The organism is Pedobacter jejuensis, assembly GCF_003725795.1.
In the GTDB taxonomy this organism is placed as follows: Bacteria; Bacteroidota; Bacteroidia; order Sphingobacteriales; family Sphingobacteriaceae; genus Pedobacter; species Pedobacter jejuensis.
In genome coordinates, this window is record NZ_RBEE01000026.1 from 1 (window position 1) to 26,703 (window position 26,703).

The window sequence follows — 26,703 nt, forward strand, 5'->3', positions numbered from 1 at the left end:
ATATTGCCAGAATATCCAAAATCAACCTAATGCGTCTTGATCCGGCTTATCAAAAGCCTCAACCCTAAATATTCCATATTTGATATTGAAATTATTATCAGCGAAATCTCGGCCGATACTAAAAAAGATATCAATATAGTCTGTAGTACTACCATCGCAGTTTAGCATTTGTTGCAAACGCCAATATTTTCTATTGCCACTAGCTTTAAAAATTGACAATCCGTTAAGTTCGCAGGGTTGACCAGCATTGATAAAATTGATCTTAGTCACAATCTTCCCGTTAAATTTTAATACACTTCCCTGGTATAGAATTGTACCTTTTATGGTAACGTAATCTTTTGTTTTTGAATCTCTTTGTTCGCCTTCCACACTATATTCATCTGCACCAATCTTTTTTATATAAACCTTTCCGGGGGATTTTTTATCAACTTCAATCCATTGTATGGTAAATGAATGCCATCCGGTCCGCATGGTTTTTGGTTGACCTTGTACTCCAAACCTGCAGATAAAAATAAAAACTAAAAACAAAATGTATTTCATTGACACTGTATTTGATACCTAAATCCTGTTGATTATTGAAAACTGACTATTGCTCAATCAAGATACCGTTTCTTGATAAAGAAGTACAATTGAGTGATATAGAAATAGTTCCTATTGACTCTCCGTAGTATGATGAAGACAGCATAGATTTGGGATTTATCTACGTTTTCAACAATACTTAACTATTTTTGTTTCTGCATTTAGCGTATATTAACCAAAAAACATTGGCACAGTGGTTATGGCATTTTTTGATATATAACCACAGATTAGACATCCATTAACACGATAGGTTCGTAAAGTTCATTGCAGATAACAAAGAACGATTGCTAGTATAGTTGCTCACTTCAATACAAAATAATTATGCCCGTTAAATTACATTTAAATGTATCCTTATTCTTATTATTTTTTATTTCGCTAAATAGTGAAATAAGCCCCGTCGTAGCTCAAGAGCTGATTGCTCACAGCGCTGAAGAAAAAAAGGTGCTCGAACTAGTTGTTGCGCTGCCAGAGGTAAAACAAAGAGCAAGGGAGATTAAGGCTTTAAGCCATGGCAAGGTTCAGATTACTTTAATGGTCAGCGCAGCACCTGATTTGAGTATACCTTTTTACCAGATTAATGTAAACGACAATTCTCCTACATACAATAACTATTACCAGTTTGCTGTCGATCCTAAAACCTATAAAATTTACTATTTCGATGCTAAAGCCAATAGGCAATATAGTTTAGAGGAGTGGAGAAAAAAGAGAAAGTCTTTAAAATATTGATTAGAAGCACTTAATTGTATATCGAATTCTTTAGACAGAATTATGGATTGATATCATTTATTGCGTATTAATACGTTGTTTATCAATAACTTTAGCTATATTACAAGAATAAGGCTAGAGAGATGGTTGTAGGGCAAAGTAGTGGAAAGTTAATTCTTGATTCAATAGGAGTTGGAGATGCGTTGGAAGATGATAAAGGTAAAAAAGGTATAGTTTTTAAGATCGATATCTTAAAATACAGGACTTTTGCTCAATACTATTTTAAACTTTCCGATGGTAAAGGAACAATTGAAATCCTAATGAGGGGGCAATAAAGAAATTAAAAAAGCAGATGCACAAGGCTCCTGCTAAAAGTATTTTAAGGTGAATGACAATTGTCAGTTCAGGCATCCACATCGTTAACGGTACGTATCTATAAATGTTTGAACTACTAAATAATTTATCCATATCAAGTATTTATACTTATATGACTGGATATGAGTTATGTTTTATCAAAATCTTTACTTTACTAAGCATTAAACACTCGAATTACTAAAAACTTGTCTAACAAATATTAATAGGCGTTAATCTTATTCTCTACGACTTTCTACCGTATATACAAAACTATCGGCTTTGTAATATCCAAGATTATACTCAATTGGTTTTTCGTTTATATCAAATACAAACCGTTTACGGAAGAGAATGGGGGCACCAATCGGTGTTTCAAGTTTTTCTGCGATAAATTCATCTGCCGAAAGTGCGCTGATTTCTTCCTTAGATACCATTGCAATAATTCCATGTGCTTTTTCCAGCATTTCGTACAATGGTGCTTTGTAGTCTTCTTCTCCAGTAAGTCCAACCAATGGGTGAAAGTAGGATTCGAAATATACAAATGGACCTTCTGGCCGACCTCTGAGTCGCACTAACTTTAATACCTTTTTTCCCTCTTTGATTCCGAAAAAACTGGCTATCCGTTTGTCAGGAAGTATCCAGCTTACGTGAAGCTCAAAATTTTTAATCGGAATTCCTCTTGCACTCATTTCCTGGGAAAAGCTCATCCAGTTTTTTGATTTTGAACTCAAGGATTTTGATTCTACCACCTTTGTACCTACACCTTTTTTACGGGTAAGCAAACCATCATAAACAAGTTTATTTATAGACTGCCTGAGCGTACTTCTTGAAATGCTTAGAATTTTTGAAAGCTCCATTTCATTTGGCAACAGTTTCCCATCAGTGTATTCGGGAGATTCTATGAGCCTTCTGAGCAATTCTTCTGCCTGTATGTGTAAAGGAACCTGGCTTTTATGATCAATTTTAAGTTTCATAATCACCGCAATTATATAAAAAAAATAGTGGATACAGGAATGTCTTCATATAATACTGTAGTAGTAGGCACCGTCTCGATGTTTATACTGGTTTTTTAAAAATTTAACCAAAATAATGATAAAATAATTTTGAGATTAATTTTTAAATAATACATTTGTATATACATACTAACAAATGTATGTTCTAACCGAGATATTATATTTCTATTTGTATTATGAGGAATAACCAAATTAATCCCCAATATTATTCTAAAACCTGTTTCTATGCGGGTTTCATCCAGATTTATTTTGTTCAAGAGGTTAATAAGCTAGGAAAATTTTATAAATGCATTTCATCATAACAGTTGAATCCTGGCATGAAAAATTTAATATGTACATACAAATAGATAATCAATTTACATCAAATAATAAATAGCCATTCTTAGTTTTTATGTCGATAGAAGAACCAATGAGAAAGACCGAACAGGAGATTATGCCTGCTCGCATTAGTAGTATAGACAAACCCGTAGGTTACGACATTTATCCGTATCACTCGCTCGGTGATAAAAAAGTATTCAATAGCTATTCATCACTATGCGATTACATCACCGAACAAAAAACTGTTGTTATTGATGGCTATGTAGGGGTTTACTGGGCACAGCTAATTCATGCGCTTCGTGAGGAACTAACTGCTCGCGGTCTCATTATTAATATCATCGATAGTGCAAATTTTTTCAAAAGTGAAAAGGAATTGGATGCATTGGTAGCGCCATTTCTTGGGTCAGAGGATTCGGTTTGGGGTAAGAAAACATCATTAACGCTAGCTGATTATTTTGACACCTCTGCTTTTGCCGAGATTGAAAAGGATCCATCAGCTGATGTTAATATCATTATCGGTTGTGGCGCATCTTTATCGAACTGGAATGCCTCCTTGATTTATGTAGATCTTCCAAAAAATGAACTTCAGCACAGAATGAGTGCAGGTTCGATAAGCAATTTAGGAATGAATCAGCCTGAAGGACAAATGGAAATGTACAAACGTTTTTATTTTGTGGATTGGGTGGTGCTAAATAACCATAAAAAGGCGCTTATACATAAAATTGATGTTTTCGTAGATGCACAATGGGACCAGGACATCAACTGGGCATTTGGAAAAGATGTTCGAAGTGGTTTGAATAAAATAGCTACATCCATCTTTCGGGCTCGTCCTTGGTTTGCACCGGGCGCATGGGGAGGACAATGGATGAAAGAACACATGCCCCAATTGGACAAGAATGAGGTAAACTATGCATGGTCTTTTGAACTTATCGTACCTGAAAATGGGATTGTATTCGAAAGCGATGGCTTGCTGCTGGAGGTTTCTTTTGATGCATTAATGTTTACCAATAATGAGCAAGTTTTGGGTAAGCATGCAGCGCAGTTTCAAGATGAATTTCCTATACGATTCGATTTTCTGGATACTTTCGATGGTGGAAATCTTTCGATTCAATGCCATCCAAGCTTGGCATACATTCAAAATGAATTTGGTGAAAACATCACTCAAGATGAAACCTATTATATTTTAGATTGTAAGAAGAATGCCACAGTATATCTTGGTTTTCAGGAAAATATCAATGCTGATGAATTCAGAGAATCTCTGGAAAACAGCAATAACAATAATGAGGAAATTGATATTGAAAAATTTGTTCAGGTACACCAAGCCAAGAAACACGATTTATTTTTAATTCCCAATGGTACCGTTCACAGTGCCGGAGCAGAAAACCTGGTGCTTGAAATCAGTGCCACGCCTTACATCTTTACTTTTAAAATGTATGATTGGGTGAGGCTAGACTTAAATGGAAAACCCCGGCCGATAAATATAGAGCATGCTTTCAAAAATCTGGATTTCAGTAGAAAGGGCGATAAAGTTCAACAAGAATTGATATCAAAACCCTCGGTGTTTTTTGAAGATCAGGACATCGTTTGTTACCATTTACCAACGCACCAGGAGCATTTCTATGATGTTCACAGGTTAGAGTTTGATAAAGAGGTTAAAGTCGAAACAAATAATATTTGTCATGTATTGATGCTTGTTGAAGGAACAGCCATTAGTGTAGAATCCGCTGACGGAACAACAATGAACTTTCCTTTCGCAGAAACATTCGTCATTCCAGCGGCAGCATCTAGTTATAAGATAATTAATCAAGGTGAGCAGCGGGCAAAAGTGATCAAAGCATTCTTAAAATAATTGGTATGAGTAGCATAGAAAAAAATATTACGCTTAATAATAGCAAAACGTACTTATATCTGGTTTGCCTGGTGGCAGCTTTGGGTGGTTTTCTGTTTGGTTTTGATACCGCAGTTATTTCAGGAACAATCAGTTTGGTAAAAGGTGATTTTGGCCTGGATGCAGTAAGTGAAGGTTGGTTTGTAAGCTGCGCACTGCTAGGTTGTATTATTGGTGTTAGCGTTTCCGGGAAATTAAGTGATGCTTACGGCCGAAAAATCGTACTGATTCTCTCTGCATTGCTCTTTTTGATTTCTGCTTTAGGCTGCATGTATGCAAATTCTTTTACCGCATTAATTATTTTCAGGTTAATAGGTGGTATCGGAATTGGTGTGGCTTCAATGGTTTCACCGCTTTATATTTCAGAATTTGCACCATCAAGGCTTCGCGGCACCATGGTTTCGCTTTATCAGCTTGCCTTAACGATAGGGATTGTAACCGCTTATTTTAGCAATGCATACCTGGCAAGCCATGCAGGAGATAGCTTTGCAGGCACTCAGTCTGACCGTATTTTTTCTCAAGAAGTTTGGAGGGGAATGCTCGGTTTGGGTGGTGTTCCAGCCCTAATCTTTTTATTATGCCTCTTTTTGGTTCCGGAATCTCCGAGATGGCTTTTATCAAAAGGACGAAAGGATTCGGCTACCAAAATATTGATTAAAATCGACGGCGAAGAGGCTGCAAAAAAAGAAATAGATGCTTACTTCTCACAAAATCAGAGCGAAGCGGATGGTTCACTTAAAACACTTTTTAAACCTGTTTACCGTAAAGCACTTTGGATAGGATTGTTATTGCCTTTTCTCTCTCAGGTTTGCGGCATTAATGCGGTGATTTACTATGGCCCCAGAATCCTGGAACAGGCGGGGTTTACATTGAACAACGCATTGGGTGGACAGGTTACCATCGGACTTATCAATGTAATATTCACTTTTGTAGCCATTTTTACAGTCGATAGATGGGGGAGGAAACCACTGCTGTACATTGGAATTGGAGGCGCAGTATTTTCGCTTGTAATCATTGGACTACTTTTTCAGTTTGGAGTTATATCCGGTCCTTGGATTTTGATTTTCATCTTAGCTTTCATTGCTTGTTTCGCATTCTCCTTCGGTCCGGTTTGCTGGGTGGTAATTGGAGAAATATTTCCGAATGGGATAAGGGGGAAAGCAATGTCGTTGGCAACCCTTACACTTTGGATAGGTAATTTTTTTGTCGGACAACTCACCCCTTTAATGTTGGAGGGGCTTGGCTCGGCATGGACGTTCTGGATTTTCGCCATCTGCTGCTCTCCCGCATTATACCTAACATGGAAACTTATACCCGAAACCAAGGGACGATCACTCGAAGAAATCGATGCACACTGGCAAAGCTCATATGCCAAAGAAATGAAATAATATATACATCATCCCAAAATAGCTAACCAATATGCCTGATGCGCAAAAATGCATCGAAATTCAACCAAAATGTTATGAGACTTAAACTTTACCAACTTCAAAAACCAAAGCGATTGCCCCATTGGCAATTTGCGCTAATGGCCATCTTTTTGATTCCTTTTTTACCCAATCATCTAGTGGCGCTAACCAAATCAGCAACAATTAGTAAAATCAAATCAGTTAATATAACCGTCAAAGGCAAGGTTACCGATGAAAAGGGAATCGGGATGCCTGGTGTAAGTGTGCAAATAAAAGGGACTAATATTGGTGCAGTAACAGATAATAATGGCCTTTATACCATTTCAGTGCCTGATAATATGACCACAAGCACTTTAACTTATTCTTATTTAGGTTATGTAAGTCAGGAAATTTCAATTGGCGGTCGTACCACAATAAACGTTCAGCTTAAAACCGATGCCAATAACTCTTTAGAGGATGTAGTTGTAGTTGGTTATGGTGTGCAAAAAAAGGTTTCGGTTACTGGTGCCATTAATACCATTGATGCAAAAAATATAGAAAACAAGCCTGTTCTAAACGTTTATCAGGCACTACAGGGAGAATCGCCGAATTTAATCATTCAGCAAAGTTCTTTAAACCCCGGAAGCAATGTTACGGTGAATATTCGTGGTGTTGGTACTTTAGGAGATAACACACCTCTTGTTGTTGTGGATGGAATTGTTGGTGGAAACTTAAATACCCTAAATCCAAATGACATTGCCAGTGTAACGGTTTTAAAAGATGCCGGATCAGCAGCCATTTATGGCTCAAGGGCAGCAAATGGAGTCATCTTGGTTACTACAAAAGCGGGTAAATTAAATCAGAAAACAGCGGTTTCCTACAATGGAAGTTACGGGATTCAGGATGCTAACGTACTTGTAAAAAAGGTTCCGGCTTGGGAAAATGCTTACTTTAAAAATGAATCTTTAGTAAATTCCGGTCTTAGTCCTGCTTACACGCCCGATCAGATTCAGCAACTTAAAGATCCGGGAAATGGTACCTGGGATATTGAACATCTTTTACGCAAAGCACCACAACAATCGCATAACTTCAGTATCGTTGGTGGAGGTGAAAAAAGCTCCTTCTACGTTTCAGCAGGTTTCCAGGATCAGGGAAGTAATTTTATTGGCAATGGTGGCGAAGGTCCGGATTTTGGCTACCAGAAATACAATTTGCGTTTAAACCAAAGCAATGTGATTGGAAAGTTTAAAACCAATTTCATTCTCCTTTACACTAAAACACGCAATAAAACCAATAGCGTTGGCGATAATAATATTTTTGCTGATGCCAACCGCGTCCCTTTAAATTACAGCTGGCAAGATGAAAATGGAAATTATTTAACCAATCCTATTGCCTCTCAATACAATGAATATGGCGTTTTGGAAAAGGGTGGTTTTAACCAAGCCGACAATGATGAAATTTTTGGAGCCTTCAATGGTCAGTTTAACATTACCAACGATTTAAAAATTACTGGTGAGTTTGGCGGAACCTTGCAGAACAATGGAACATTTTTCCGCCGAACGCAGGTGAATTTCCTGCCATCTGGCGTTTATGGAGATGACCGCTCGGTTTTAGATGGCAATAGCAAATCGCAGCTATTCAATACCAAATTATATGCAGAATATGGCAAAAAAATAGATGCTCATGATTTTAAAGTGCAAGTTGGTGCTTCGAGCGAAAACTTTTCACAACGTGGGTTTCAATTGCAGAAAACATTAACCGACCAGTTGCTTGGCACTCCAACAACGGGAACTTTGGTTGATCCTATAAATTCTAGCAATAGCTTGGCCATCAACTCTAATAGCTTGCTTTCTTTATTCGGACGCGTAAATTATGCTTTTAAAGATAAATATTTGTTTGAAGCTACAGCAAGGTATGATGCCTCATCGAAATTTGCTAAAGGCAATCGCGGTAGCTTTTTTCCATCGGTTAGTGCCGGCTGGATAATTACGCAAGAATCGTTTATGCAACCCATCAAAAATACCGTAAGCAATCTGAAACTTCGTGCATCTTATGGCGTTTTAGGAAATCAGAATGTGGGGAATTTTCAATATCAAACAACTTATTTTAATTATGCCAGTGCCTACGGATTTAACAATGTGCCAGTTGGCGGGGCAGGTACTTTGCTTTCAAACAGAGATTTGACCTGGGAAAAGGCATCAACATTAAATATTGGTATAGATGCAGGATTTTTTGAGAATCGCTTAACGGCATCTTTCGATTATTTCAATAAAGTAACCAGAGATATTTTACAGCCTAGGCAAGATATTCCAGCGATTTTTGGAGCAGCTACACCAGATTTTAATGTGGCGAAAGTAAGGAGTAAAGGCTGGGAGGCTTCCTTAACTTATAATTTGCGTGGAGAAAATGTAACCCAAAGTTTTAGCGTAAATGTTGCTGATAATCAAAATAAATTGCTTCAATTATCAGGAGGAGCGACGGAGCAAATCATTAATCAGGATGTATTTCAGTTACTAAGAAGAATTGGTGAACCAATCACTCAATATTATGGCTACGAAACAAATGGTTTTTTCCAAAATCAGGCAGATATAAATGCTTCGCCTAAAATAGCTGGCAACCCGGTAGTGCCAGGTGATGTTAAATTCAAAGATTTAAACAATGATGGAATTATTGATGCCAATGATAAAACTACATTGGGTAATCCATTTCCGAGATATACTTTCGGCTTTACCTACAGGCTTGCCGTTAAAGGATTCGATTTGCAACTCTTCATTCAGGGCGTAGGTAAACGCGAAACCTTCCTGCGTGGTGAGTTGGTAGAACCTTTCCACTATGGCTATGGTGCAACAGTTTATGAACACATGACGGACTACTGGACGCCAAGTAACCCGGATGCCCGCTATCCGATTTTTGCTAACATCGGTTCACCTTCCAATACCAATAACTGGCGTACTGGTTCAGATTTGTATAAGTATGATGCAGCCTACGCCCGTTTAAAGAATGTAAACATTGGTTATACTTTGCCTCAAGTGGTTTCAAAAAAATTCGGGATGGAGCGTTTTAGAATTTCGCTGATAGGACAAAATCTGTTCACATTAAGCAAATTGAAATTTATCGACCCCGAAACCTCTGAGTTTGGAAACAATGTAAGCCTGGGTTCTGGTTCGAATAGCGCCCGTGCATATCCGCTACCTATTTTCTATGGAGCCGGATTAGACATAACTTTTTAATGATAACAGTTAGAATCAACAACATGAAATACCTACATAAAATCTTTTTAACAGCTGTTGCAGTCCTAGCAATTAGCGGTTGTAAAAAACTGGATATTGCACCAACGGATCGATTTTCAGATTTAACATTTTGGACAGTCGATGTAAATGTCAACAACGCCTTAAATAATAATTACAGCTTGCTTTATAATAGTTCACTTTACTTTGAGCCTGAAGCCTTATCTGACAATGCCTATTCGCCTTCTGGAGATCTAAACCTAATTGCAAGTGGTAATGCTACCTCGCTAACAGGTAAATTTCAGGGTGATTGGGCGAGTTATTACCGGACCATTAAATCCGTAAATATTTTTCTTCAGAATGTAGATCAAAATAAAACCCTTCCTGCAGCTACCATCGCCAGAATGAAAGCTGAAAATCAGTTTATGAGAGCCTTTGCACTATTTAATCTAACCAAATGGTATGGAGATGTGCCGCTTCCCGATCATGACTTAACCCCCGAAGAAGCGCAGGTTATACCTCGTAGCTCAAAAGCTGTAGTAAACGCTTTTATTGTAAGTCAGTTGGAAAGTGCAATACCGAATCTTCCCAGTAAAGATCAGCTCTCGGCTAGTGAAAATGGCAGGATTACCAAAGGTGCTGCGCTTGCCTTACAAATGAGAACCTTGTTATATGAAGGAAATAAAACTGCAGAGGTAATCGCAGTTTGTGAAAAACTAATAAACAATCAGCAAACTTATGGCAGCTATTCACTAGCGCCGAATTATAGCGCATTATTTAGCGATCCGGCTACCAACAAAACCAATAACGAAAGCATTTTATCGCTACAATATGTACCTACCATTAGAACATGGCAAAACTTTTGGGATTTTGCGCCAAGAACGGTAGGTGGTAGAGTGAGCAATATGGCCCCAACTCAGGAATTGGTTGATGATTACGTTATGCTTAATGGAAGAGGCATTAAGGAAGCAGGTTCAGGCTATGTGGAAAGTAATCCATACATCAACCGCGATCCAAGATTGACCGCAACTGTTGTGTATGACCGCTATTTGTGGGTAAATGGAAACAACACCACAAAAACCATATACATTAAACCAGGAACAGACCCTGTTCAGCCAGGACTGGATGAATATTCGCCGGGCTCTCAAAGCGCATCGGCCACAGGTTATTACTGGAGGAAATATTTTGATCCCAGTGCATTATCCAGTTTCGTTTCAGGTAACAACTTACATTTATTTAGATATGCCGAGGTGTTGCTTACCTACGCGGAGGCTAAAAACAGCTTAGGGCAAATGGATGCTACAGTTTGGGCGAAAACCATAGGAGCACTTCGTGCCAGGGCAGGTTTTACAGATGCTGCCGCTTTAAATTATCCCGGCGGAGATTTAAACAATATCATTCGTAGAGAACGCCGGGCTGAAATGGCTATGGAAGGTTTACGGGTAGATGATTTAAGGAGATGGAAATTAGCCGAAGTTACCATGAATGGTTTCGCACATGGGGCGAAATTTGCTACCGACCAAAACATCGACAACGGATACATTCGTACGCAGCAACGCAAATTCAATCCTCAAAGAGATTATTTGTGGGCCGTACCTTCCAGCGAAACTAGTCTGAATAAAAACCTGACCCAAAACCCGGGTTACTAAAATATTGATTGATATGAAAAATCTAAAGACAATAATTTGTTTACTGGCAATTTGCTTTGTTGCCATTACCTCTTGCAAAAAGGATGAAAGAGATTTAAACGAAAGCATAAATTCTACAGGCAGTTTAAGCATTCCTCAAAATTCGCAGAGCATTAAACTTACACCCGCTAATGCATTGGCCACTCAACAGTTTAAGTGGACAGCGGCCAGCCCCGAAGATGGCGGACTGATTTTATATGAAGTTGCTTTCGATAAAGAAAATGGTGATTTTTCTAAACCCATGTACAAGGTGGTTTCGGATGGTGGAGGTGTACAACCTCAGGTAACCATTTCGCACAAAGACCTTACTAAAGTTGCGGCATTGTGTGGAATTAATTCTTCAAGTACAGGAAATATTAAGTGGACGGTTATTGCGTCTAAAGCAACGAATAGGAAAGCTGGTCAGGAGAGTAGAATACTACAACTGGAAAGACCAGCAGGTTTTGCTGAAGTACCTACCGAGCTATACATTACCGGATCTGCCACAGAGACAGGTGAAGACCTATCCAAGGCTATCAAAATGAAAAAATTAGAAGAAGGTATATTTGAGATTTACACAACCCTGAAGCCCGGTTCTTATCAACTTGTTGATAAAACTACATCAGGCGGCAAAAAATTCTTTACCGAAGGTTCATTGGTAAAAGAAGGAACTTCTGCTGTTACGGTTACTGGTAGTAGCAAAGTATATTATTTAAAGTACGATTTTAATGTGGCTACAGTAGTCGACGCTGTTGAAGTACAAAGTTTGGGTTTATATATGTCGGCTTACGGAAATGAAATTGGTAAGTTAACGTATGCCTCAAATGGAACATGGCAATCTGGCAATATTCCGGTGGTATTTTTTCAATTTTCATGGGGAAGAGATGAGCGTTATAAATTTGCCATGCACACTTCAGCTGGAATCCGCTATCTGGGTAGCAGTAATGTAAATAATGTTAGTCCCGTGGGGCAAGGTGCTTCTTATTTTTACCTTAATGCAGTAACTAATGATCAATGGAATAACACCTATAAATTTGATCCATCAGCTGATAATAAAAATGTTAAAGTGTTGCTAAATCTTAATGCCTCAGGACCCTATACCCATACCGTGACCACACAATAATTTATATCAAACACCATCGGTTTATACCGATGTTTAAAAATGCTAACCATGAAAAAGTTATTTCTATATACTTTGCTGATTTCTTCCATCGTTTTTTTCGGAGCCTGTAAAAAAAGTCCATCAGTTGATCCGGTAACGCCGCCTCCTGTTGTGCCTCCTACAGGTGGCGGAACTTCGGTTGATTATTTAAAATTAGCACAGGAAACACATACTTTTACCACAAATAACCTCTTAACAGCCAGTTATGGTTACCGGGCAAACACCACTACGCATGCAAACAATAGTTATGAGTGGTATAATGTGAGCCAAATTTACGCCGACGCCGCGATGGTCGGGGTTGGCCAAACCAAACACTTAGCCTACATGAACAATACTTTCAAATTCATGGAGAACATGTGGGATAAAAAGGATCTCAGGGGTGGCTATTTTGCTTCAGTAAACCTGGATGGTACCGGCGCCGGTGGCGATAAATATGTAGATGATAACGCCTTAAGTGGTATGGTTTATCTCGAAGCTTATGATGTTACCACAGGAACAGATAAACAAGCTTACCTGGCCAAAGCTAAGGCATGCGGAGATTGGCTGATAAACAGTGGCCTGTGGGATAACGTGTATGGTGGAGGATTTTATTGGAATACCTTAAAGCCGGAAAAACCAGCCCAAACCAATGGTTTAACATTGCAACTGTTTTTAAAGCTTTACAGTTTGACTGGAGAGAGCATTTATCGCGATTGGGCTGTGCAGGTGAATAACTGGCTAAATACAAAGATGTATGATCCCATTAGTGGTCTTTTTATTTGGAAAATCGACGGACCGGGAGAAGGTATAAGGCGTACAGACAAGTTTACTTATGATAATGCCATCATGGTTGAAGCGTTTATCTTATATAGCAAGATTATGAATGATCCTTCTTATCTAACCAGAGCGCAAAACCTTGGGAAAGCCATGAATACTACGCTATGGAATTCGGCCTGGAAAGGATATATTTTCAATACCAATGAAACGCGGATTAACCCGGCGTGGTGTGCATGGGGCTCGCAGGCTATGATTCGCCTATATGAAGCAGATAAAAATGAAAGCTGGCTGGTGTATGCAAGAGAAAATATTAACCGCTTAAATATTGCGAACAGAAATCAAACCACATATGCATATTATTTTTTTGCAGGCTTTGACGGTCAAAATCGTTCACCAGAAATAGAAACTGTAGATCAGGCATGGATGCAACGTATCCAGGCCTTATTATCCAAATATTAATCCGTAATCAATACATTTCTTATGAACATGGCCAATAAATCATTCCTTATTTTGCTGCTTTCACTTTTCGTTTTGCCGGGTGCTTTTGCTCAGGATCTTTTAAATTTTGTAAACCCAAATATAGGTACAGCACACAGCAGGTGGTTTTTTTATACTCCTGCAGCGGTTCCGTATGGGATGGCCAAACTTGCTCCATCAACCAATGGGAGTTATGGAAATCTGCAAGGTTGGGAAGCGGTTGGATATGATACGCGACATAATTCAATAGAAGGTTTTGTCCATTTTCACGAGTGGCAGGTGGGAGGAGTGAGTTTTATGCCCACCGCAGGCGAGCTTAAAACCGTTCCTGGTTTGCTCGATAAACCAGGTAGCGGTTACCGTTCGGCATTTGACCGCAAGAATGAAATTGCCCAGCCAGGTTATTATTCCGTATTGCTTGATGATTTTAAAATAAAAGCCGAACTCACGGCAACCAAAAGAGTGGGCTTCCATCGATATACCTTTCCAAAGAATGACCGTTCCCGAATTATCCTCTCTATCGGAAACATTCAGGGAGAAAGTGGTCCTGTAACAGATGCATCGATAAAAATGATTGATGATACTCATTTCGAAGGTTTTGTAATAACCTATCCAAAATATGTTAAAACATACGATGAGGGTGGAAAAGTTGCCATGTATTTTTACGGAGAACTCAATAAAAAACCAAAAAGTGTTGATGCGTTTAATCTGGAAAAAATAAGTGCGGATTCCAGAAGCGCTTCAGGTGTTGGAGCTGGATTGTCTTTAGCTTATCAAACACAGGAAAATGAAAGTGTCGAGATAAAAGTTGGCTTATCTTATACTTCTGTTAGCAATGCCAAACTGAATTTGCAAACGGAAGCAGCAGCTTTAAACTTTGATTCAGCTAAAAAAGCTGCCCAAGCCGAATGGCAAACAGAACTTGGTAAAATTAAAGTATCATCAAAAAATAATGCTGACATGGTAAAATTTTATACCGGATTATATCATGCATTATTAGGTCGTGGAATTGCCAGCGACGTAAACGGTAATTTCCCCCGTCATGATGGAACCATTGGTCAATTGCCAAAAGATAAACAAGGTAAATTCAGCTATAATTTTATGAATACCGATGCGATATGGGGCGGATTCTGGAACATTACCCAGTTGTGGGCTTTATCTTATCCATCTCACTACAGTGATTTTGTGCACACCCAATTGGAAATTTATAAAGAAAGAGGATGGTTTGGAGATGGTATAGCCAACAGCAATTTTGTATCAGGCGTGGGTACTAATTTTGTCGGACTTGCGGTAGCTGGTGCTTACCAGGCTGGAATTCGAGATTACGATTTAAATCTTGCCTACAAAGCAGTGCTGGGAAATGAACTTAATTATCAAAACAGATTGGTAGGTTCAGGAAAAACAGATACCAAAAGCTTTATTCAGAATGGTTTTGTGCCTTATCTGGATGCGGATAAAACGGATTCAACCGGAGCTCATTTTTCAGGATCTCATACCATGGAATACAGTTACAGTGCTTTTGCTGCGGCTCAACTGGCAAAAAATATGGGCAAAATAACCGACTATAATAAGCTGATTAAGTTGTCCAACGGTTGGCGGTTATTGTTTGATAAAGAACTGAAACTTATCAGACCAAAAACTAGTGAAGGAAATTTTATTGATAAATTCAATCCTTTAGAAGCCTGGAGAGGTTTTCAGGAAGGAAATGCCACTCAATATACTTTCTATGTTCCTCAAAATCCTAAAGGCTTAATTGCAGCAATTGGAACCAAAACCTTTAATGATAGGTTAAATAATATTTTCGAAACCTCTCAAAAAAATGCTTTTGGTGGAGGAAAAACAATCGATGCTTTTGCAGGGATTCAATCTCTTTATAACCATGGTAATCAGCCCAATCTTCACATCAGCTGGCTTTTCAACTACTCTTCATCGCCATGGTTAACACAAAAATGGACCAGGGCCATCTGCGATGAATTTTACGGAACGGAGAGCATTCATGGCTACGGCTATGGACAAGATGAAGATCAAGGTCAGCTGGGTTCTTGGTACGTAATGGCTTCAATGGGATTGTTTGACGTGAAAGGATTGACGGATGCCCGTCCAACAATTCAACTGGGAAGTCCAGTTTTTGACCATGCTGACATCCGCTTGGCAAACGGAAAACAACTGTCTATCATTACCATTAATAACTCAAAGCAGAATGTATATGTGCAATCTGCGCTATGGAATGGCAAAGTGTTGAACAATTCCTGGCTCTATCGTGATGACTTAATGAAAGGTGGGAAACTTACCTTAAAAATGGGTGATAAGCCAAATAAAACCTGGGGGATAAAAGTACCACCACCATCTGAACAGTAATTGTCGATCGGCTTTTCACTTAAACCTGCGTAATGAAATATTGCTTTCTTATCACATGCTTACTTTTCTGCCTACATGGCTTTGGTCAGAACGTAAATAATAATAAACTTTATAAAAGTAGGGCTGATGCCATGTTTCAAAAAATATGGCATCACTATCGGATCCAAAAATACGCTGGTCTGTTTAGTGAATACTATCCATCTGGAGGAACGGTTTCGCTGGATTACTTTCAGGGTGCAAAAGTAGATGAAAAACCGGTGAGTTTTCTCTGGCCATTTTCAGGAATGTTTTCTGCAGCAAATGTTTTGGTTAGATATCCGGAATTAAAGCCGAAATACAGTAAATACCTGGATAGTTTAACAGTTGGGGTTTCTGCCTATCGTGATACAACAAGGGTTCCGGTGGGTTATCAAGCCTATCCGGCTACACTGGAAAAATCAGACAGGTATTATGATGATAATGCGCTTGTTTGTATTGATTATTTAGAAGCTTATTTAAACACCAAGGATAAAAAATATATTGTAAAGGCAAAAGAAGTTTTTGAATTCATATTAAGTGGCTGGGATGAACACCTGGGTGGAGGGGTATATTGGCTGGAAGGGCATAAAGATCAAAAACCAGCCTGCAGTAATGGAATGTCTACGCTGGCTGCCTTAAAACTCTACCAATGTACAAATGATACACTTTACCTTAATTGGGGTAAAAAGTTTTACAATTGGATGCATGATACCCTCAGGAACCCGCAAGGAATATATTATAATGATGTAAAGATGGATGGTAAGCCCAACAAGGTTTATTATACATACAATACCGGATCAATGATCGAATCAGCCGTATTACTTTACTCATTCACAAAAGAATCAAAATATCTTCAAGAAGCGGAAATTGTTGCAGAAAGTTCATATCAGTTTTTTTCTGATAAGAATAAAGCTAGCGGAATGCACTTTAACATCGACCTGCCTTGGTTTGTTACCGTTCTTTTTCGCGGTTATGAAGCGCTATATCACGTTAATCATAATCCAGTTTACATCAATGCGGTAGCCATGGATTTGGATACCGCATGGACCCATACTGCTGATGGGAATGGTTTTTTATCGGCGAAATGGTCTCAGGATGAAGCTGCCAAAAAGAAACCCAAATGGCTACTGGACCAGGCTTGCATTGCAGAGTTATATGCAAGGATGAGTGCATTAAACATCAAAAATAAATAATTGCAACATCCTATTTGCACAATGTTTACACGCCTTTATTTTCTATTTGGTTAGTTTATTCGAATTTACTGTTAAAATGCATTATCCTATCAAAATGGTAGCCATAGCTATAAACGGTTTATGAGGAAGGGCTTAATGGTGAATTCATCTGCCTTGCATTTTTTTCTGATCACGATAATGGTAGAATTTGTCGACATCATCAATATGACAAGTACGGGAATCTGATTTGATTTTGCAGCAAACATCGATGCCGTTGCCATCAGGAAGCATCACATCTAATAAACTGAGTTCGATTATTAATTTTCCTTAACATCATTAATAAGCTGCTTTTTCTTAATTTACTTCACCCCGAATTTATTTTAGGTTCTTTTTTGCAGGAAAGATGCTGAAATAAATTCAGCAAGACGTGTCGTACGAGCAATACGGTAATAAGAACAGCAAAATATCAAGTTTAAGAATCCAACTCAGGTTAAATCATATCCGGCCTGCGATGAAATATTTCTTTTCTGAAACTGCCCGAATCTTCGCACAGATGCACCTTAAAATGGTTTCGTTGAGCAGCATACTTTTAATCGCTCTAGTATCCTCCTCATCTTACACGACCAGAATATTTTTGCCATCGCTTGTGATTTGATTAGTTGTTCTTTAAAACCTTACCTTCAGCCGTGTTTCCAATATCATCTCCTCTTGAAAGTGTCATAGAATCAATTAAAATCTGTATTCCGATTAATGAATAGTCGCTGCAAATAAAAGAGCTTTATATGCGTTAATCATTCCGCCCAGCCTGCTCAGGGCCTTGAATGGAACCCTTTCATTACTGCCGGGTTTTGTAACTAATACATTGGATTCTTCTACAGAATGGGTTATGCATTTTGCGACTTCTTTATAGGTGAGATTAGGATAGTAGCTCCAGATCAGCGCAGCAAGGCCCGCGGCTGTAGGGGATGCATAACTTGTGCCTGAATCCCGGTTGTAGGAGCTGTTTAAGGCTGTAGAATAAATATCATCGCCAGGCGCAAAAAAATCCACATTTTTCTTTCCGTAATTGCTAAACTTCCAGACAAGCGACGGTCCTGAAGTTGTAGCTCCCACCTTGAAAACATTATCGGCCACGCTGCCATCATCAAAATAGGCAGATGGGTAATCAGTTATCAGATCGTTATCCGAAGCATCGTTGCCTGCAGCAGCAAATAAAAGTACTCCTTTTGAGGCGGCATACCGAATGCTCTCGTCTACAAGTATCTTCTGCGGCGAACTCTTTTTTCCCAGGCTAAAATTGATTATAGCAGCTCCGTTGTCTACGGCATATCTTATGGCATTTGCGACATCCTTATCGCGTTCTTCTCCGATCACCTTTTGCGATACAATCGATATCGGCATCAGCTCGACCCAATCCGCAATTCCCTTCATATCAGGATTTGTCCTCGACGCTGCGATAATGCCTGCCACACCATTTCCATGAGGCATGGTGGTAGTGGTATTTGAGTTGCCATAATGAATATCCGTATTGGTATATGGGTCGTCCCCAGGCGATTTTTTACGGAAATATCCGGCATCATTCTGTTCAATGATTGTCTTGGCCGTTAGATATTCCCCTTTATAAAGATCAACCACATTTTGATAACCATTAATAACGGCCTGAAGCGTTAAAGCATTGCGTCTAAGCGTATCTCCTGGAAATACCTTTGTTAACACCTCTTTTTGCGCCTTTATTACATTGCTGTCGATACCAGCCGGCAGCTGAGAATGAATAATTTTGCCAATATAAACTGAATCTGCCTTTAAAGAATTTTTCCAGTATGCATTTAATATGGAAAGGGCAACTATCGCTGGCTCGGTACGGTTAAAGATTCTCTCGCGAAACTTTAGAAAACTTTCAGTTTCCGTTTTTATTTTGGTCCACTGCCTCATTCCTGGTGTTAGCGTATCGGTAAGACGCTCATATTTGCTTTTAAACTTTACATATTCTCTGATGCAATCATAGGTTTCCACCTTGCATTCCCCCATAAAATTCCAACCATGAACATCGTCAACATATCCATTCCCATCATCATCCCGGCCATTGCCCGCAATCTCTTTTTGGTTTGTCCATATCGCTCCCCTGAAAGCGGGATGAGTAATATCCATTCCCACATCGATAATGGCGACTAAAACCTTTTTTTTTGGTTTCTTATTCTTTAATAAGGTTGAATAAGCTTTTTCTACGCCAATTCCATAAACGCCATCTTTCTCATGGTCTAGTAACTGCCAGTTTTTAATTGGAGTCTGTGCAAGCGACTGGAGGCAACAGGTAAGGATAGCCAGACTTAAGAGATTTCTGATATTACATAAGAGATTCATAGAAGGTATATTAAGTTTGGACGTATTGAGCCGTCATAATCCCGACTGATAGAAATTATGAGCATCTTAAGTGTTTTTGGACAATTATTCCCGCTCAATGCTAACATGAATATAAAGATATAGATTCAATTATAAAATGATCAAGTTCGGCTTGGTAAGTAAATATCAAAACCCAGATAACCAGTATTATAATGGCGATAAGGGCTCAAATGGTTCGGTTTATCTGTTAGAGGTCTAATCGATGCCTTTTTTATCCGTCAGTCAGGTTTGAACAACTACTGGAGTTCTAAAGTCAGTCAAGGGGCTTATTCAAGGTTTATTATATTAAGTCAAGAAATCTTCAAGCAGAACGTAAGATTGCGAGGTCTTATTAATGTCGCTTGTGCTGCTTACTCAAAGTAATTTAGATTTTAGATCTGGTATATTAAGTTTTAATCTAACCATTTACCATACTTTTTGTTGTGCATAGAAATATGCTGCTTCTACAAATAGATTATCAAAATATCTTTCTTAAAGATCTGGACTTTTCCTTAGCAATAGAAATCGGAATTCGAACAATAATCATGTTCATTCTTGTGCTAGTATTTCTTCGCTCTACTGGCAAAAAAGGAGTTAGACAGCTCAGTATTTTTGAGGTTGCAATAATTATAGCATTAGGTTCTGCCGCTGGCGACCCTATGTTTAACGGTGAATTTGCAATTGTGCCATCTTTAATAGTATTTCTCTTTATTTTAGGTACATATCGTTTAATAACTTATCTAGCTGCTAAGAGCCAAACTATTGAAAACCTTTTAGAAGGGGAACCAATGTACATCATCGAGGATGGAATGTTTACTTTAAAGGAAGATGGTGATGCTAATTTTGCAAAAGACGAGTTTTTTGCTGAAATGCGGGCTCAAAATATCGAACATATGGGGCAGGTACGTACCGCGATACTGGAGTCAAATGGTCAGGTAAGTTTTCTTTTTTATCCTGTCGATGCCCATAAACCTGGTTTGCCAATATACCCTAAACCATTTTCAAAACGTTCGGAAGAGATTTTAAATGAGGGGGATTATGCATGTACTCATTGCGCAAAAATCGAGCATTTGTCCGTTTCTTCAACCTGCAACAGGTGCGGAAAAAAGGAATGGGTATTAGCTATAGATACCAAAAGAGAAAACTAAGATATTTGTAAAAGTTATTTAACATGCAATATCTAAGATTGCTAAATCATCTCAACTAACCTTATTTCTGAAAGGGGAGAGAAACAGTGTGAGTTCTACATAATTAAGGCGTCAAACTGCATTAAGAATATTAAATTTCAATATTATTTAGGGATATGGACTTATGGGGAGATACTTTGCGCCTTTGCTGGCAAGCTTTATCTTAACGCCATTGCTTGATGTATCTAAAAGCTTGGTTTTGATATCTGCAAAGATGTAATCCATGCTCTGGTCCGACAGTACCCAATTCATCGGAACCGCCCTTTCGTTTTTAGTAAGCGGCTCATCGATGATAATGCCATTATGATCGTTGACAAACTTATTTAACATCGCAATAGCCGTAAAACTTCTGCCAACCCTGGTGTTATATATTCCGCTAACAATTTCTACAAGCTCGTTTCCAATGTGTATATTTTTAGCCTGGGTATTATCGTTATCGCTGAAACGAAGATATATGACCACAGGCAGTACTTTATTAAAGTCTGCAACCTGTTTTTCTAAAAGGTTCAGAAGCTCAATCGTAGATCCCGCCCCTGTATTTTCCACATATCCACCGTCGAGGTAATGCAGGCGACCGCCCAGTGTATCAACTTCAGCTGCTGGAGAAAATAGTGGAAATCGGGTACTAAAATTTATAGCCGTACTGTAAGAAATTCTATTCACTTTCTGTTGTAGAATATCTCTTTTTTGTTGGTAAAAAATGCCCTGTGGTTGGATGTTGCTTACCCAGCATTGATAACCAGATTCTATTTCAGTCGTATTAATGATTAAAACTGGCTTTAAGGTATCCAGTTTTCCATCAATAAATGGTTCACTAAATAGATTTCGTTCTCCATTTTGTAAGGTTTTAGCATAAGCTTTCTTCCATGATTTTTCCAGGGCAATCGCCCTGTCAAAGTTTTTGATATGCCATGGAATAAAAAGGTTAACGAAATCCCCGAATAGCATCTTTCCGATAATAGGAGAGAGGCAATCATATTTGTAAAAGCTAACAGCCTTACTGATGTCTCCTCCTGCTTTTGCATTTTTTTGGTCATCACCAAATGCCTTAGCATTATAATAAGCTAGCCCTAAAGCACCTCCTGAAACGCCAGACATTGAAAAAATAGATTTTTTAAAGTCTATCCCCTTATTGTTTAGGTCATTTTGAAGGTTCGTTAAAAACATACTTGTGTACGCACCTGTTCTAAGTGCACCACCCTCAGCGCATATAAATACAACCGGATACCGCTCAATCCCGGGATGTTTCGAATTCATTTTTTTTCGATAATCCGCAAACCATGTTTCAAATTGATTCGTCAGCGTATTTCTTGGAGCATTGGCTACGGCATCCATATCCACGGGGTGATCTTTATTAACGACAGAGGATACGACCAACAAAATTATCAATAGCCAACGTACCTGGAAAAAACTTTTGCGCAATAAGGCATAGTCTACAAACAATAGTGCTGAATAGATGCCGGAATAACATGCAAAGGCTATACATATTAGTGCTGGGGCACCCATATGGCCAAAAAAACTGCTTCCTCCGGGTAAAAAAGAAATGCCTATCAACATGATAATGGACAGGCCAGCCATAACGCCGATCTGCCGGTGAAGTTTTGGATAAAATGAATTTGGGATTCTATACCGCCATCTGTAAGAATCTCCTCTTCTGGGAATAATTTTATCTCCATTTATCAGTTCAAATTTTTCTGGGATGAGTCTTTGGCTGGTCATCACCGCTTTGTTCTGTAAAAAGTCGGCTCTAAACTCATCAGAAGAATCAACGATATGCTTTGTGAAATGTCTCATATCAGCGCTGTATGCTCCTTTAAAATTTGAAGGTTTTAATAAAGTATAAACATATTCATCGTAAATTCCATAAAGACGGTTCACCCAATTGTATTCCGTTTCCCCGAGTGATCTGGCACCTAGAATGGTCTTGGCGGGCTTATTTCCGATTCTTGGCTTTCTATGGAAATAGAGGTAGCTGAACAGGCGAAGCAATAAAAAGATGCAAAGGGCAAAAATTCCAAAGTTTAGAAGTTTCACTTCCCAGCTCATGTATGTGGCAGAATTATACCCCCAGATTAAGGCTAATAATATCATTATTGAAGGCCAGAACAGGCTAAAAGTTGCTAATATGCGCTGCGATATTTTTCTGGAATAGACCCTGGAATCCCGTAAACTTTTTCCGGAATTATCCGAAATTGCAATGGCGTACCTTATGCTTAGCTCGCCAAATATACTCCACGCTGTTATCCCGATGAGAAAACAAAACAGCTGCGAATAATCGCCTGAATCCATTTTTTCGACAATTAGTAAAAGCGTGTCCCTGCCTTGAGATAATAACAAAAAGACCGCCCCGCAGAGTAAGGATGGGATAAGTACGAAACCAGTATTTCTTGCGACGTGAAAGAAATCCTTAAACGCAGATTTGAATTCGAGTTTCTCTTCGAGAGCCTTGCGTTCTTGGTGAATTTCCAAAATTGCGTTGACAATCGGACCAAATATAAAAGTCAGTATTTTGATCATAGTAAACTTAGATGTGTAAATATAACATTACTAGGCAATAATAAGATAGTCACCGCCAACTTGAAACGCCCTAAGTGCCAAATCGTTGTCATGCACAATAAATACTATAGATTTAACCGCATTCCTAAATTCTTTTGCGATTTCAAATGTTTGGATGTTTTTATATCCGGATCCAAAAAGAAGGTGCGTTCTAACCTTACACCTTTTAAGCTTAGCATTTACTAGTTAGAAACTTCTTTTGGTGAATTAAAAATCTGACTCCTTCATACCACTTATAGTATAACAAGATGTTAGCTGATGTTATTCTATATTTCCGTGAACCCATCATCTACCCGTACTAGACTTAAAGTTTTTTTTCCTTTTTTGCATGCCATCCATAATAATTATCAAGGATTGATAACTATTGTGGATGATTATTAGCATGAAAGGCATTAAATTCTTCTTATTTGCAGAAACTAACATGTGCTAACAAGTATGATTAATGCATAAGAATTCAATGTTCTGTTAACTTTTCTTTTGGTCGTATTCTATCATCCATTCAATGCCAAACTTATCCCTCAACATACCAAAGTAGGTTCCCCAAGGACTCTCGCCAATTGGCATTTCAACACTTCCGTGTTCTGAAAGTCCGGCAAATAATTTACTAGCCTCATCACGGGTTTCAGTACTAATGAATATTTTAGACCTGTTCTCGTTTTCATTAACTTTACCCATAATCTCAGGCACGTCATTGCCCATCAAAACGTTCCCACCAATGGGAAGAGAAATGTGCATTATTTTGTTCGCTTCATTTTCAGATACCTGGAATTCTGGGCCTGACATATCTTTAAATCGAACAATTAAGCTGAATTCGCCTTCAAATACAGATTTGTAAAAATTAAATGCTTCTTCTGCATTTCCATTGAAATTGATGTAAGGGTTTATAAGTGCCATAATCTTAATATATTTAATTGTTTTGATTTATATTTTATTAATTGTTTGAAGATTTTACAGCGTTAATTTTATGATAATAGATGTAAGAGATTATCAAAATTATCAACACTATTAATGGAAAGAATGTCTGCATGCCTATGCCATCAACAGCTCCGTGACTGATCGATGCGAAGATGAAATCAAATCCAAATCCTGCGTATGCCCATTCCTTAATTCTTTTTGGAATTCGGGTTAAAAGAAGCGCTATCACTCCTAAAATTTTGAAAATGACCAGAGCATTTCCAAAGTATTCAGGATATCCCAAATGTCTTATTCCTTCTTTTGCCAATTCGGTTTGTGAGGTCAATGCAGGCATCAAGCCTTCCATTAAAGCGATGATTATGGTCGCTGTCCAAAATATTAACTTATCTTTCTTCATAATTATTTTTAAATATCCTCTCTAAGCATCTTGTTTCCACCGCTGCTTATTCTACACCCACATTCTAAACCAAGCTTGGTAGGTTTACCTGAATACCAACATTGCCCTCTTGCACTAAATCTTTCCGCTGCTGTACTCATATTTAATTTTGTTTTTACATTGTATTTGATATCCAAAGTTGGGATGAATTTTTCTTCTATATGATGTTCGATAATGACAACAAAAGGTCGTTTTACGACAAAATATTTTTATCTTCACAAGATGATGAATGTAAGTATCTTCGTTCCTGAGCATGCCGTAATGCAGGCGATCGCAGACCCGCAATATTTGTTTTCAACTGTAAATAACATACAGTCTGCCAATGGCCTTGAACCATTATTTAATATAAAGCTTGTAGGGATAAATAAAGTGGTTAAGGTTAATGGAGGGTTATTTTCTGTAAATACCACACACCTGTTGAAGGACAGCAGCAATACTGATTTGATAATTATCCCTGCATTGTTCGGCGACATGAAGACTGCAATTGCTGCCAATAAGAAAGCCTTAACGTGGATAAAAGAACAATACAATAATGGAGCTGAGGTTGCTTCTTTGTGTGTAGGCGCATTCCTATTGGCATCCACTGGTTTATTAGATGGTAAAAAATGTTCAACACATTGGGGTTTTCAGGATGAGTTTCGCGAGATGTTTCCCAATGTTGAGGTGATCGAAGGAAGCATTATTACTGAAGAAAGTCGAATATATTCTAGCGGTGGCGCAAACTCTTACTGGAACCTGTTGTTGCATTTGGTGGAAAAATATACCAATAGGCAAACCGCCATATTAGCCTCCAAATATTTTGCCATTGATATAGATAGGCAAAGCCAGTCGGCATTTGCGATGTTTCAAGGCCAAAAAAACCATAACGATGATACAATTAAAAAGGCTCAGAAGTTTATTGAAGAAAATATCGAAGAAAAAATAACTATCGAAGCACTGTCTATTTTGTCTTCAATGGGAAGAAGGAGTTTTGAAAGGCGTTTTAAATCCGCTACAAGGAATTCGGTTCTGCAATATATCAATAGAATGAAGATTGAGCTTGCTAAACGCAACTTAGAAACCAGTCGTAAAAACATCAATGAGGTGATGTATGATGTTGGTTACACCGATACCAAAGCATTTAGATCTATATTCAAGAAAATAACTGGTCTTACCCCAATGAATTATCGCAATAAATACAATAAAATGGCTGTTGCTAGTTAGATTATGAACCTAATGTATTCAGCAGCTCAAAGTGATGATAATCTGCTACAGAATTTCATCACTTGTTAGAAATAATGATTGCAATATCCAATATGTACGCCAACCCATCCATTTCTAATGGACTAAGCCGAAGGACAAATCGGATTACTTATATCATCATAATGAGCTGTCCGGCTTCGATATTGGCTTATAGTTTTTCTACTTATTTTCTCCATCAACCGAGTTATACTACAATTTATTTTGTGAACTGGTGCAATAAATTGGCGAGTGAATTGAACTGTCGTAAAAATAAAAAGTCATTATTACTCGCTGATGCTCGTGTGAACAAATTGCCTTTACATACCGAAACAATCTAGTCTGTAAATTACTTCGCAATAATTTTTCTAGCTTTTCAATTAATTTAAAACATTTATTATCCGCAGAAAGGAGTCAGTTCATTGGTTTATACTTACAATCCGGTGAAGAACCAGCCATGTGTTTTATGCGTAAATTACATTACATAAGTTGCTTAGATGAAATATTTCTCTGGCTTTTGTAAGGATTTAAATTTTTTAACGACCAATTAAAACATGAGAAATTTAAGATTATTAAGCATACTATTTCTGGGACTGGCATTGAATGCCTGCGGTCAGAACAAACCCACTGATAAAGAAACATTGTCTCGAGATGTTAAAAAATACCCACAGGCAAAAACAGCGGCTTACTGGAAGCAGGTGCTTTCCGCCCAGGCCTATGATATCATGGTGAACAGTGGAACGGAAACCCTCGCTGACGCACGCGTGCCGCGTGTGAATAAATTGCAAAATAAAATTGTCTCGTCCTGAAATAGGTTTACAGATTAGGTTAGTTCGTTTCGTTAAACATATCTACAACTTTACACTTTTTATTGTAATAATTCTTCCAAAGCCTTTTGGTATTTAGATTTTTTTCATGTACCTGGTTTGGCGTCTT

20 protein-coding genes are annotated in these 26,703 nt (G+C 38.3%); 14 read left to right on the forward strand and 6 right to left on the reverse strand.

What is annotated here, in order from left to right; translation table 11 throughout:
• Positions 1-21: 21 nt before the first annotated feature.
• Positions 22-540, reverse strand: a complete 519-nt coding sequence (locus tag D7004_RS13775; RefSeq protein WP_123206453.1) for a hypothetical protein — start codon at positions 538-540, stop codon at positions 22-24.
• Between the two features lie 360 nt (positions 541-900).
• Here D7004_RS13775 and D7004_RS13780 point away from each other — a divergent pair, with 360 nt between their 5' ends.
• Together D7004_RS13780 and D7004_RS13785 are read left to right on the forward strand one after the other, a co-directional pair.
• Positions 901-1,305, forward strand: a complete 405-nt coding sequence (locus tag D7004_RS13780; protein WP_123206454.1) for a hypothetical protein — start codon at positions 901-903, stop codon at positions 1,303-1,305.
• Positions 1,306-1,427: 122 nt separating this feature from the next.
• Complete coding sequence (locus D7004_RS13785) at positions 1,428-1,619, forward strand: hypothetical protein (RefSeq protein ID WP_123206455.1); 192 nt, start codon at positions 1,428-1,430, stop codon at positions 1,617-1,619.
• Positions 1,620-1,874: 255 nt separating this feature from the next.
• On the opposite strand, the gene D7004_RS13790 is transcribed toward D7004_RS13785, so the two are convergent.
• The gene (locus tag D7004_RS13790) at positions 1,875-2,609 is read right to left on the reverse strand and encodes a GntR family transcriptional regulator (RefSeq protein ID WP_123206456.1); all 735 of its coding nucleotides are present in this window, start codon (positions 2,607-2,609) and stop codon (positions 1,875-1,877) included.
• Between the two features lie 448 nt (positions 2,610-3,057).
• Between D7004_RS13790 and D7004_RS13795 the strand changes: the two genes are divergently transcribed.
• The 8 genes from D7004_RS13795 to D7004_RS13830 all read left to right on the forward strand — a co-directional run bounded on the left by D7004_RS13795 (position 3,058) and on the right by D7004_RS13830 (position 17,097).
• Positions 3,058-4,815: a class I mannose-6-phosphate isomerase gene (locus D7004_RS13795; RefSeq protein ID WP_244214337.1), complete on the forward strand. Its 1,758-nt coding sequence runs from the start codon at positions 3,058-3,060 to the stop codon at positions 4,813-4,815.
• A 5-nt stretch (positions 4,816-4,820) separates the two neighbouring features.
• Positions 4,821-6,242 (forward strand): sugar porter family MFS transporter, encoded by a 1,422-nt coding sequence (locus D7004_RS13800; protein ID WP_123206458.1) that lies wholly within the window; start codon positions 4,821-4,823, stop codon positions 6,240-6,242.
• Between the two features lie 74 nt (positions 6,243-6,316).
• Positions 6,317-9,469: a SusC/RagA family TonB-linked outer membrane protein gene (locus tag D7004_RS13805; protein ID WP_123206469.1), complete on the forward strand. Its 3,153-nt coding sequence runs from the start codon at positions 6,317-6,319 to the stop codon at positions 9,467-9,469.
• A gap of 23 nt (positions 9,470-9,492) precedes the next feature.
• Entirely contained in the window at positions 9,493-11,115 is a 1,623-nt protein-coding gene (locus D7004_RS13810) for a RagB/SusD family nutrient uptake outer membrane protein (protein WP_123206470.1), read from the forward strand.
• Between the two features lie 13 nt (positions 11,116-11,128).
• Positions 11,129-12,256 (forward strand): SusE domain-containing protein, encoded by a 1,128-nt coding sequence (locus D7004_RS13815; RefSeq protein WP_123206459.1) that lies wholly within the window; start codon positions 11,129-11,131, stop codon positions 12,254-12,256.
• Between the two features lie 48 nt (positions 12,257-12,304).
• Positions 12,305-13,510, forward strand: a complete 1,206-nt coding sequence (locus D7004_RS13820; protein WP_244214338.1) for a glycoside hydrolase family 76 protein — start codon at positions 12,305-12,307, stop codon at positions 13,508-13,510.
• Positions 13,511-13,537: 27 nt separating this feature from the next.
• Positions 13,538-15,886, forward strand: a complete 2,349-nt coding sequence (locus D7004_RS13825; protein WP_123206471.1) for a GH92 family glycosyl hydrolase — start codon at positions 13,538-13,540, stop codon at positions 15,884-15,886.
• 32 nt (positions 15,887-15,918) lie between these two features.
• Positions 15,919-17,097 carry a glycoside hydrolase family 76 protein gene (locus tag D7004_RS13830; protein ID WP_123206461.1) on the forward strand — a complete coding sequence of 393 codons (1,179 nt, stop codon included), beginning with the start codon at positions 15,919-15,921 and terminating at the stop codon, positions 17,095-17,097.
• A 726-nt stretch (positions 17,098-17,823) separates the two neighbouring features.
• On the opposite strand, the gene D7004_RS13835 is transcribed toward D7004_RS13830, so the two are convergent.
• Positions 17,824-19,437, reverse strand: coding sequence for a S8 family serine peptidase (locus D7004_RS13835; protein WP_123206462.1), 1,614 nt, complete (start codon positions 19,435-19,437; stop codon positions 17,824-17,826).
• A 563-nt stretch (positions 19,438-20,000) separates the two neighbouring features.
• Between D7004_RS13835 and D7004_RS13840 the strand changes: the two genes are divergently transcribed.
• Positions 20,001-20,603, forward strand: a complete 603-nt coding sequence (locus D7004_RS13840) for a DUF421 domain-containing protein (protein WP_244214339.1) — start codon at positions 20,001-20,003, stop codon at positions 20,601-20,603.
• Between the two features lie 147 nt (positions 20,604-20,750).
• On the opposite strand, the gene D7004_RS13845 is transcribed toward D7004_RS13840, so the two are convergent.
• The 3 genes from D7004_RS13845 to D7004_RS13855 form a co-directional block, all read right to left on the reverse strand.
• Positions 20,751-23,159: a patatin-like phospholipase family protein gene (locus D7004_RS13845; RefSeq protein ID WP_123206464.1), complete on the reverse strand. Its 2,409-nt coding sequence runs from the start codon at positions 23,157-23,159 to the stop codon at positions 20,751-20,753.
• Positions 23,160-23,663: 504 nt separating this feature from the next.
• On the reverse strand, positions 23,664-24,092 hold the full coding sequence (locus D7004_RS13850; RefSeq protein ID WP_123206465.1) for a VOC family protein: 429 nt from the start codon (positions 24,090-24,092) through the stop codon (positions 23,664-23,666).
• A gap of 37 nt (positions 24,093-24,129) precedes the next feature.
• Positions 24,130-24,510, reverse strand: a complete 381-nt coding sequence (locus tag D7004_RS13855; protein ID WP_123206466.1) for a DoxX family protein — start codon at positions 24,508-24,510, stop codon at positions 24,130-24,132.
• 261 nt (positions 24,511-24,771) lie between these two features.
• On the opposite strand from D7004_RS13855, the gene D7004_RS13860 reads away from it, so the two are divergent.
• The 3 genes from D7004_RS13860 to D7004_RS13865 all read left to right on the forward strand — a co-directional run bounded on the left by D7004_RS13860 (position 24,772) and on the right by D7004_RS13865 (position 26,576).
• Positions 24,772-25,752: a GlxA family transcriptional regulator gene (locus tag D7004_RS13860; RefSeq protein ID WP_123206467.1), complete on the forward strand. Its 981-nt coding sequence runs from the start codon at positions 24,772-24,774 to the stop codon at positions 25,750-25,752.
• A gap of 74 nt (positions 25,753-25,826) precedes the next feature.
• On the forward strand, positions 25,827-26,108 hold the full coding sequence (locus D7004_RS20510; RefSeq protein ID WP_148042803.1) for a hypothetical protein: 282 nt from the start codon (positions 25,827-25,829) through the stop codon (positions 26,106-26,108).
• 213 nt (positions 26,109-26,321) lie between these two features.
• Complete coding sequence (locus tag D7004_RS13865; protein ID WP_123206468.1) at positions 26,322-26,576, forward strand: hypothetical protein; 255 nt, start codon at positions 26,322-26,324, stop codon at positions 26,574-26,576.
• Positions 26,577-26,703 lie beyond the last annotated feature (127 nt).

What these genes read in the sequence shown, in the direction of transcription:
- D7004_RS13775 (WP_123206453.1), bottom strand. Translation starts at nt 540, where the DNA reads ATGAAATACATTTTGTTTTTAGTTTTTATTTTTATCTGCAGGTTTGGA.
- D7004_RS13780 (WP_123206454.1), top strand. Translation starts at nt 901, where the DNA reads ATGCCCGTTAAATTACATTTAAATGTATCCTTATTCTTATTATTTTTT.
- D7004_RS13785 (WP_123206455.1), top strand. Translation starts at nt 1,428, where the DNA reads ATGGTTGTAGGGCAAAGTAGTGGAAAGTTAATTCTTGATTCAATAGGA.
- D7004_RS13790 (WP_123206456.1), bottom strand. Translation starts at nt 2,609, where the DNA reads ATGAAACTTAAAATTGATCATAAAAGCCAGGTTCCTTTACACATACAG.
- D7004_RS13795 (WP_244214337.1), top strand. Translation starts at nt 3,058, where the DNA reads ATGAGAAAGACCGAACAGGAGATTATGCCTGCTCGCATTAGTAGTATA.
- D7004_RS13800 (WP_123206458.1), top strand. Translation starts at nt 4,821, where the DNA reads ATGAGTAGCATAGAAAAAAATATTACGCTTAATAATAGCAAAACGTAC.
- D7004_RS13805 (WP_123206469.1), top strand. Translation starts at nt 6,317, where the DNA reads ATGAGACTTAAACTTTACCAACTTCAAAAACCAAAGCGATTGCCCCAT.
- D7004_RS13810 (WP_123206470.1), top strand. Translation starts at nt 9,493, where the DNA reads ATGAAATACCTACATAAAATCTTTTTAACAGCTGTTGCAGTCCTAGCA.
- D7004_RS13815 (WP_123206459.1), top strand. Translation starts at nt 11,129, where the DNA reads ATGAAAAATCTAAAGACAATAATTTGTTTACTGGCAATTTGCTTTGTT.
- D7004_RS13820 (WP_244214338.1), top strand. Translation starts at nt 12,305, where the DNA reads ATGAAAAAGTTATTTCTATATACTTTGCTGATTTCTTCCATCGTTTTT.
- D7004_RS13825 (WP_123206471.1), top strand. Translation starts at nt 13,538, where the DNA reads ATGGCCAATAAATCATTCCTTATTTTGCTGCTTTCACTTTTCGTTTTG.
- D7004_RS13830 (WP_123206461.1), top strand. Translation starts at nt 15,919, where the DNA reads ATGAAATATTGCTTTCTTATCACATGCTTACTTTTCTGCCTACATGGC.
- D7004_RS13835 (WP_123206462.1), bottom strand. Translation starts at nt 19,437, where the DNA reads ATGAATCTCTTATGTAATATCAGAAATCTCTTAAGTCTGGCTATCCTT.
- D7004_RS13840 (WP_244214339.1), top strand. Translation starts at nt 20,001, where the DNA reads ATGTTCATTCTTGTGCTAGTATTTCTTCGCTCTACTGGCAAAAAAGGA.
- D7004_RS13845 (WP_123206464.1), bottom strand. Translation starts at nt 23,159, where the DNA reads ATGATCAAAATACTGACTTTTATATTTGGTCCGATTGTCAACGCAATT.
- D7004_RS13850 (WP_123206465.1), bottom strand. Translation starts at nt 24,092, where the DNA reads ATGGCACTTATAAACCCTTACATCAATTTCAATGGAAATGCAGAAGAA.
- D7004_RS13855 (WP_123206466.1), bottom strand. Translation starts at nt 24,510, where the DNA reads ATGAAGAAAGATAAGTTAATATTTTGGACAGCGACCATAATCATCGCT.
- D7004_RS13860 (WP_123206467.1), top strand. Translation starts at nt 24,772, where the DNA reads ATGATGAATGTAAGTATCTTCGTTCCTGAGCATGCCGTAATGCAGGCG.
- D7004_RS20510 (WP_148042803.1), top strand. Translation starts at nt 25,827, where the DNA reads ATGATTGCAATATCCAATATGTACGCCAACCCATCCATTTCTAATGGA.
- D7004_RS13865 (WP_123206468.1), top strand. Translation starts at nt 26,322, where the DNA reads ATGAGAAATTTAAGATTATTAAGCATACTATTTCTGGGACTGGCATTG.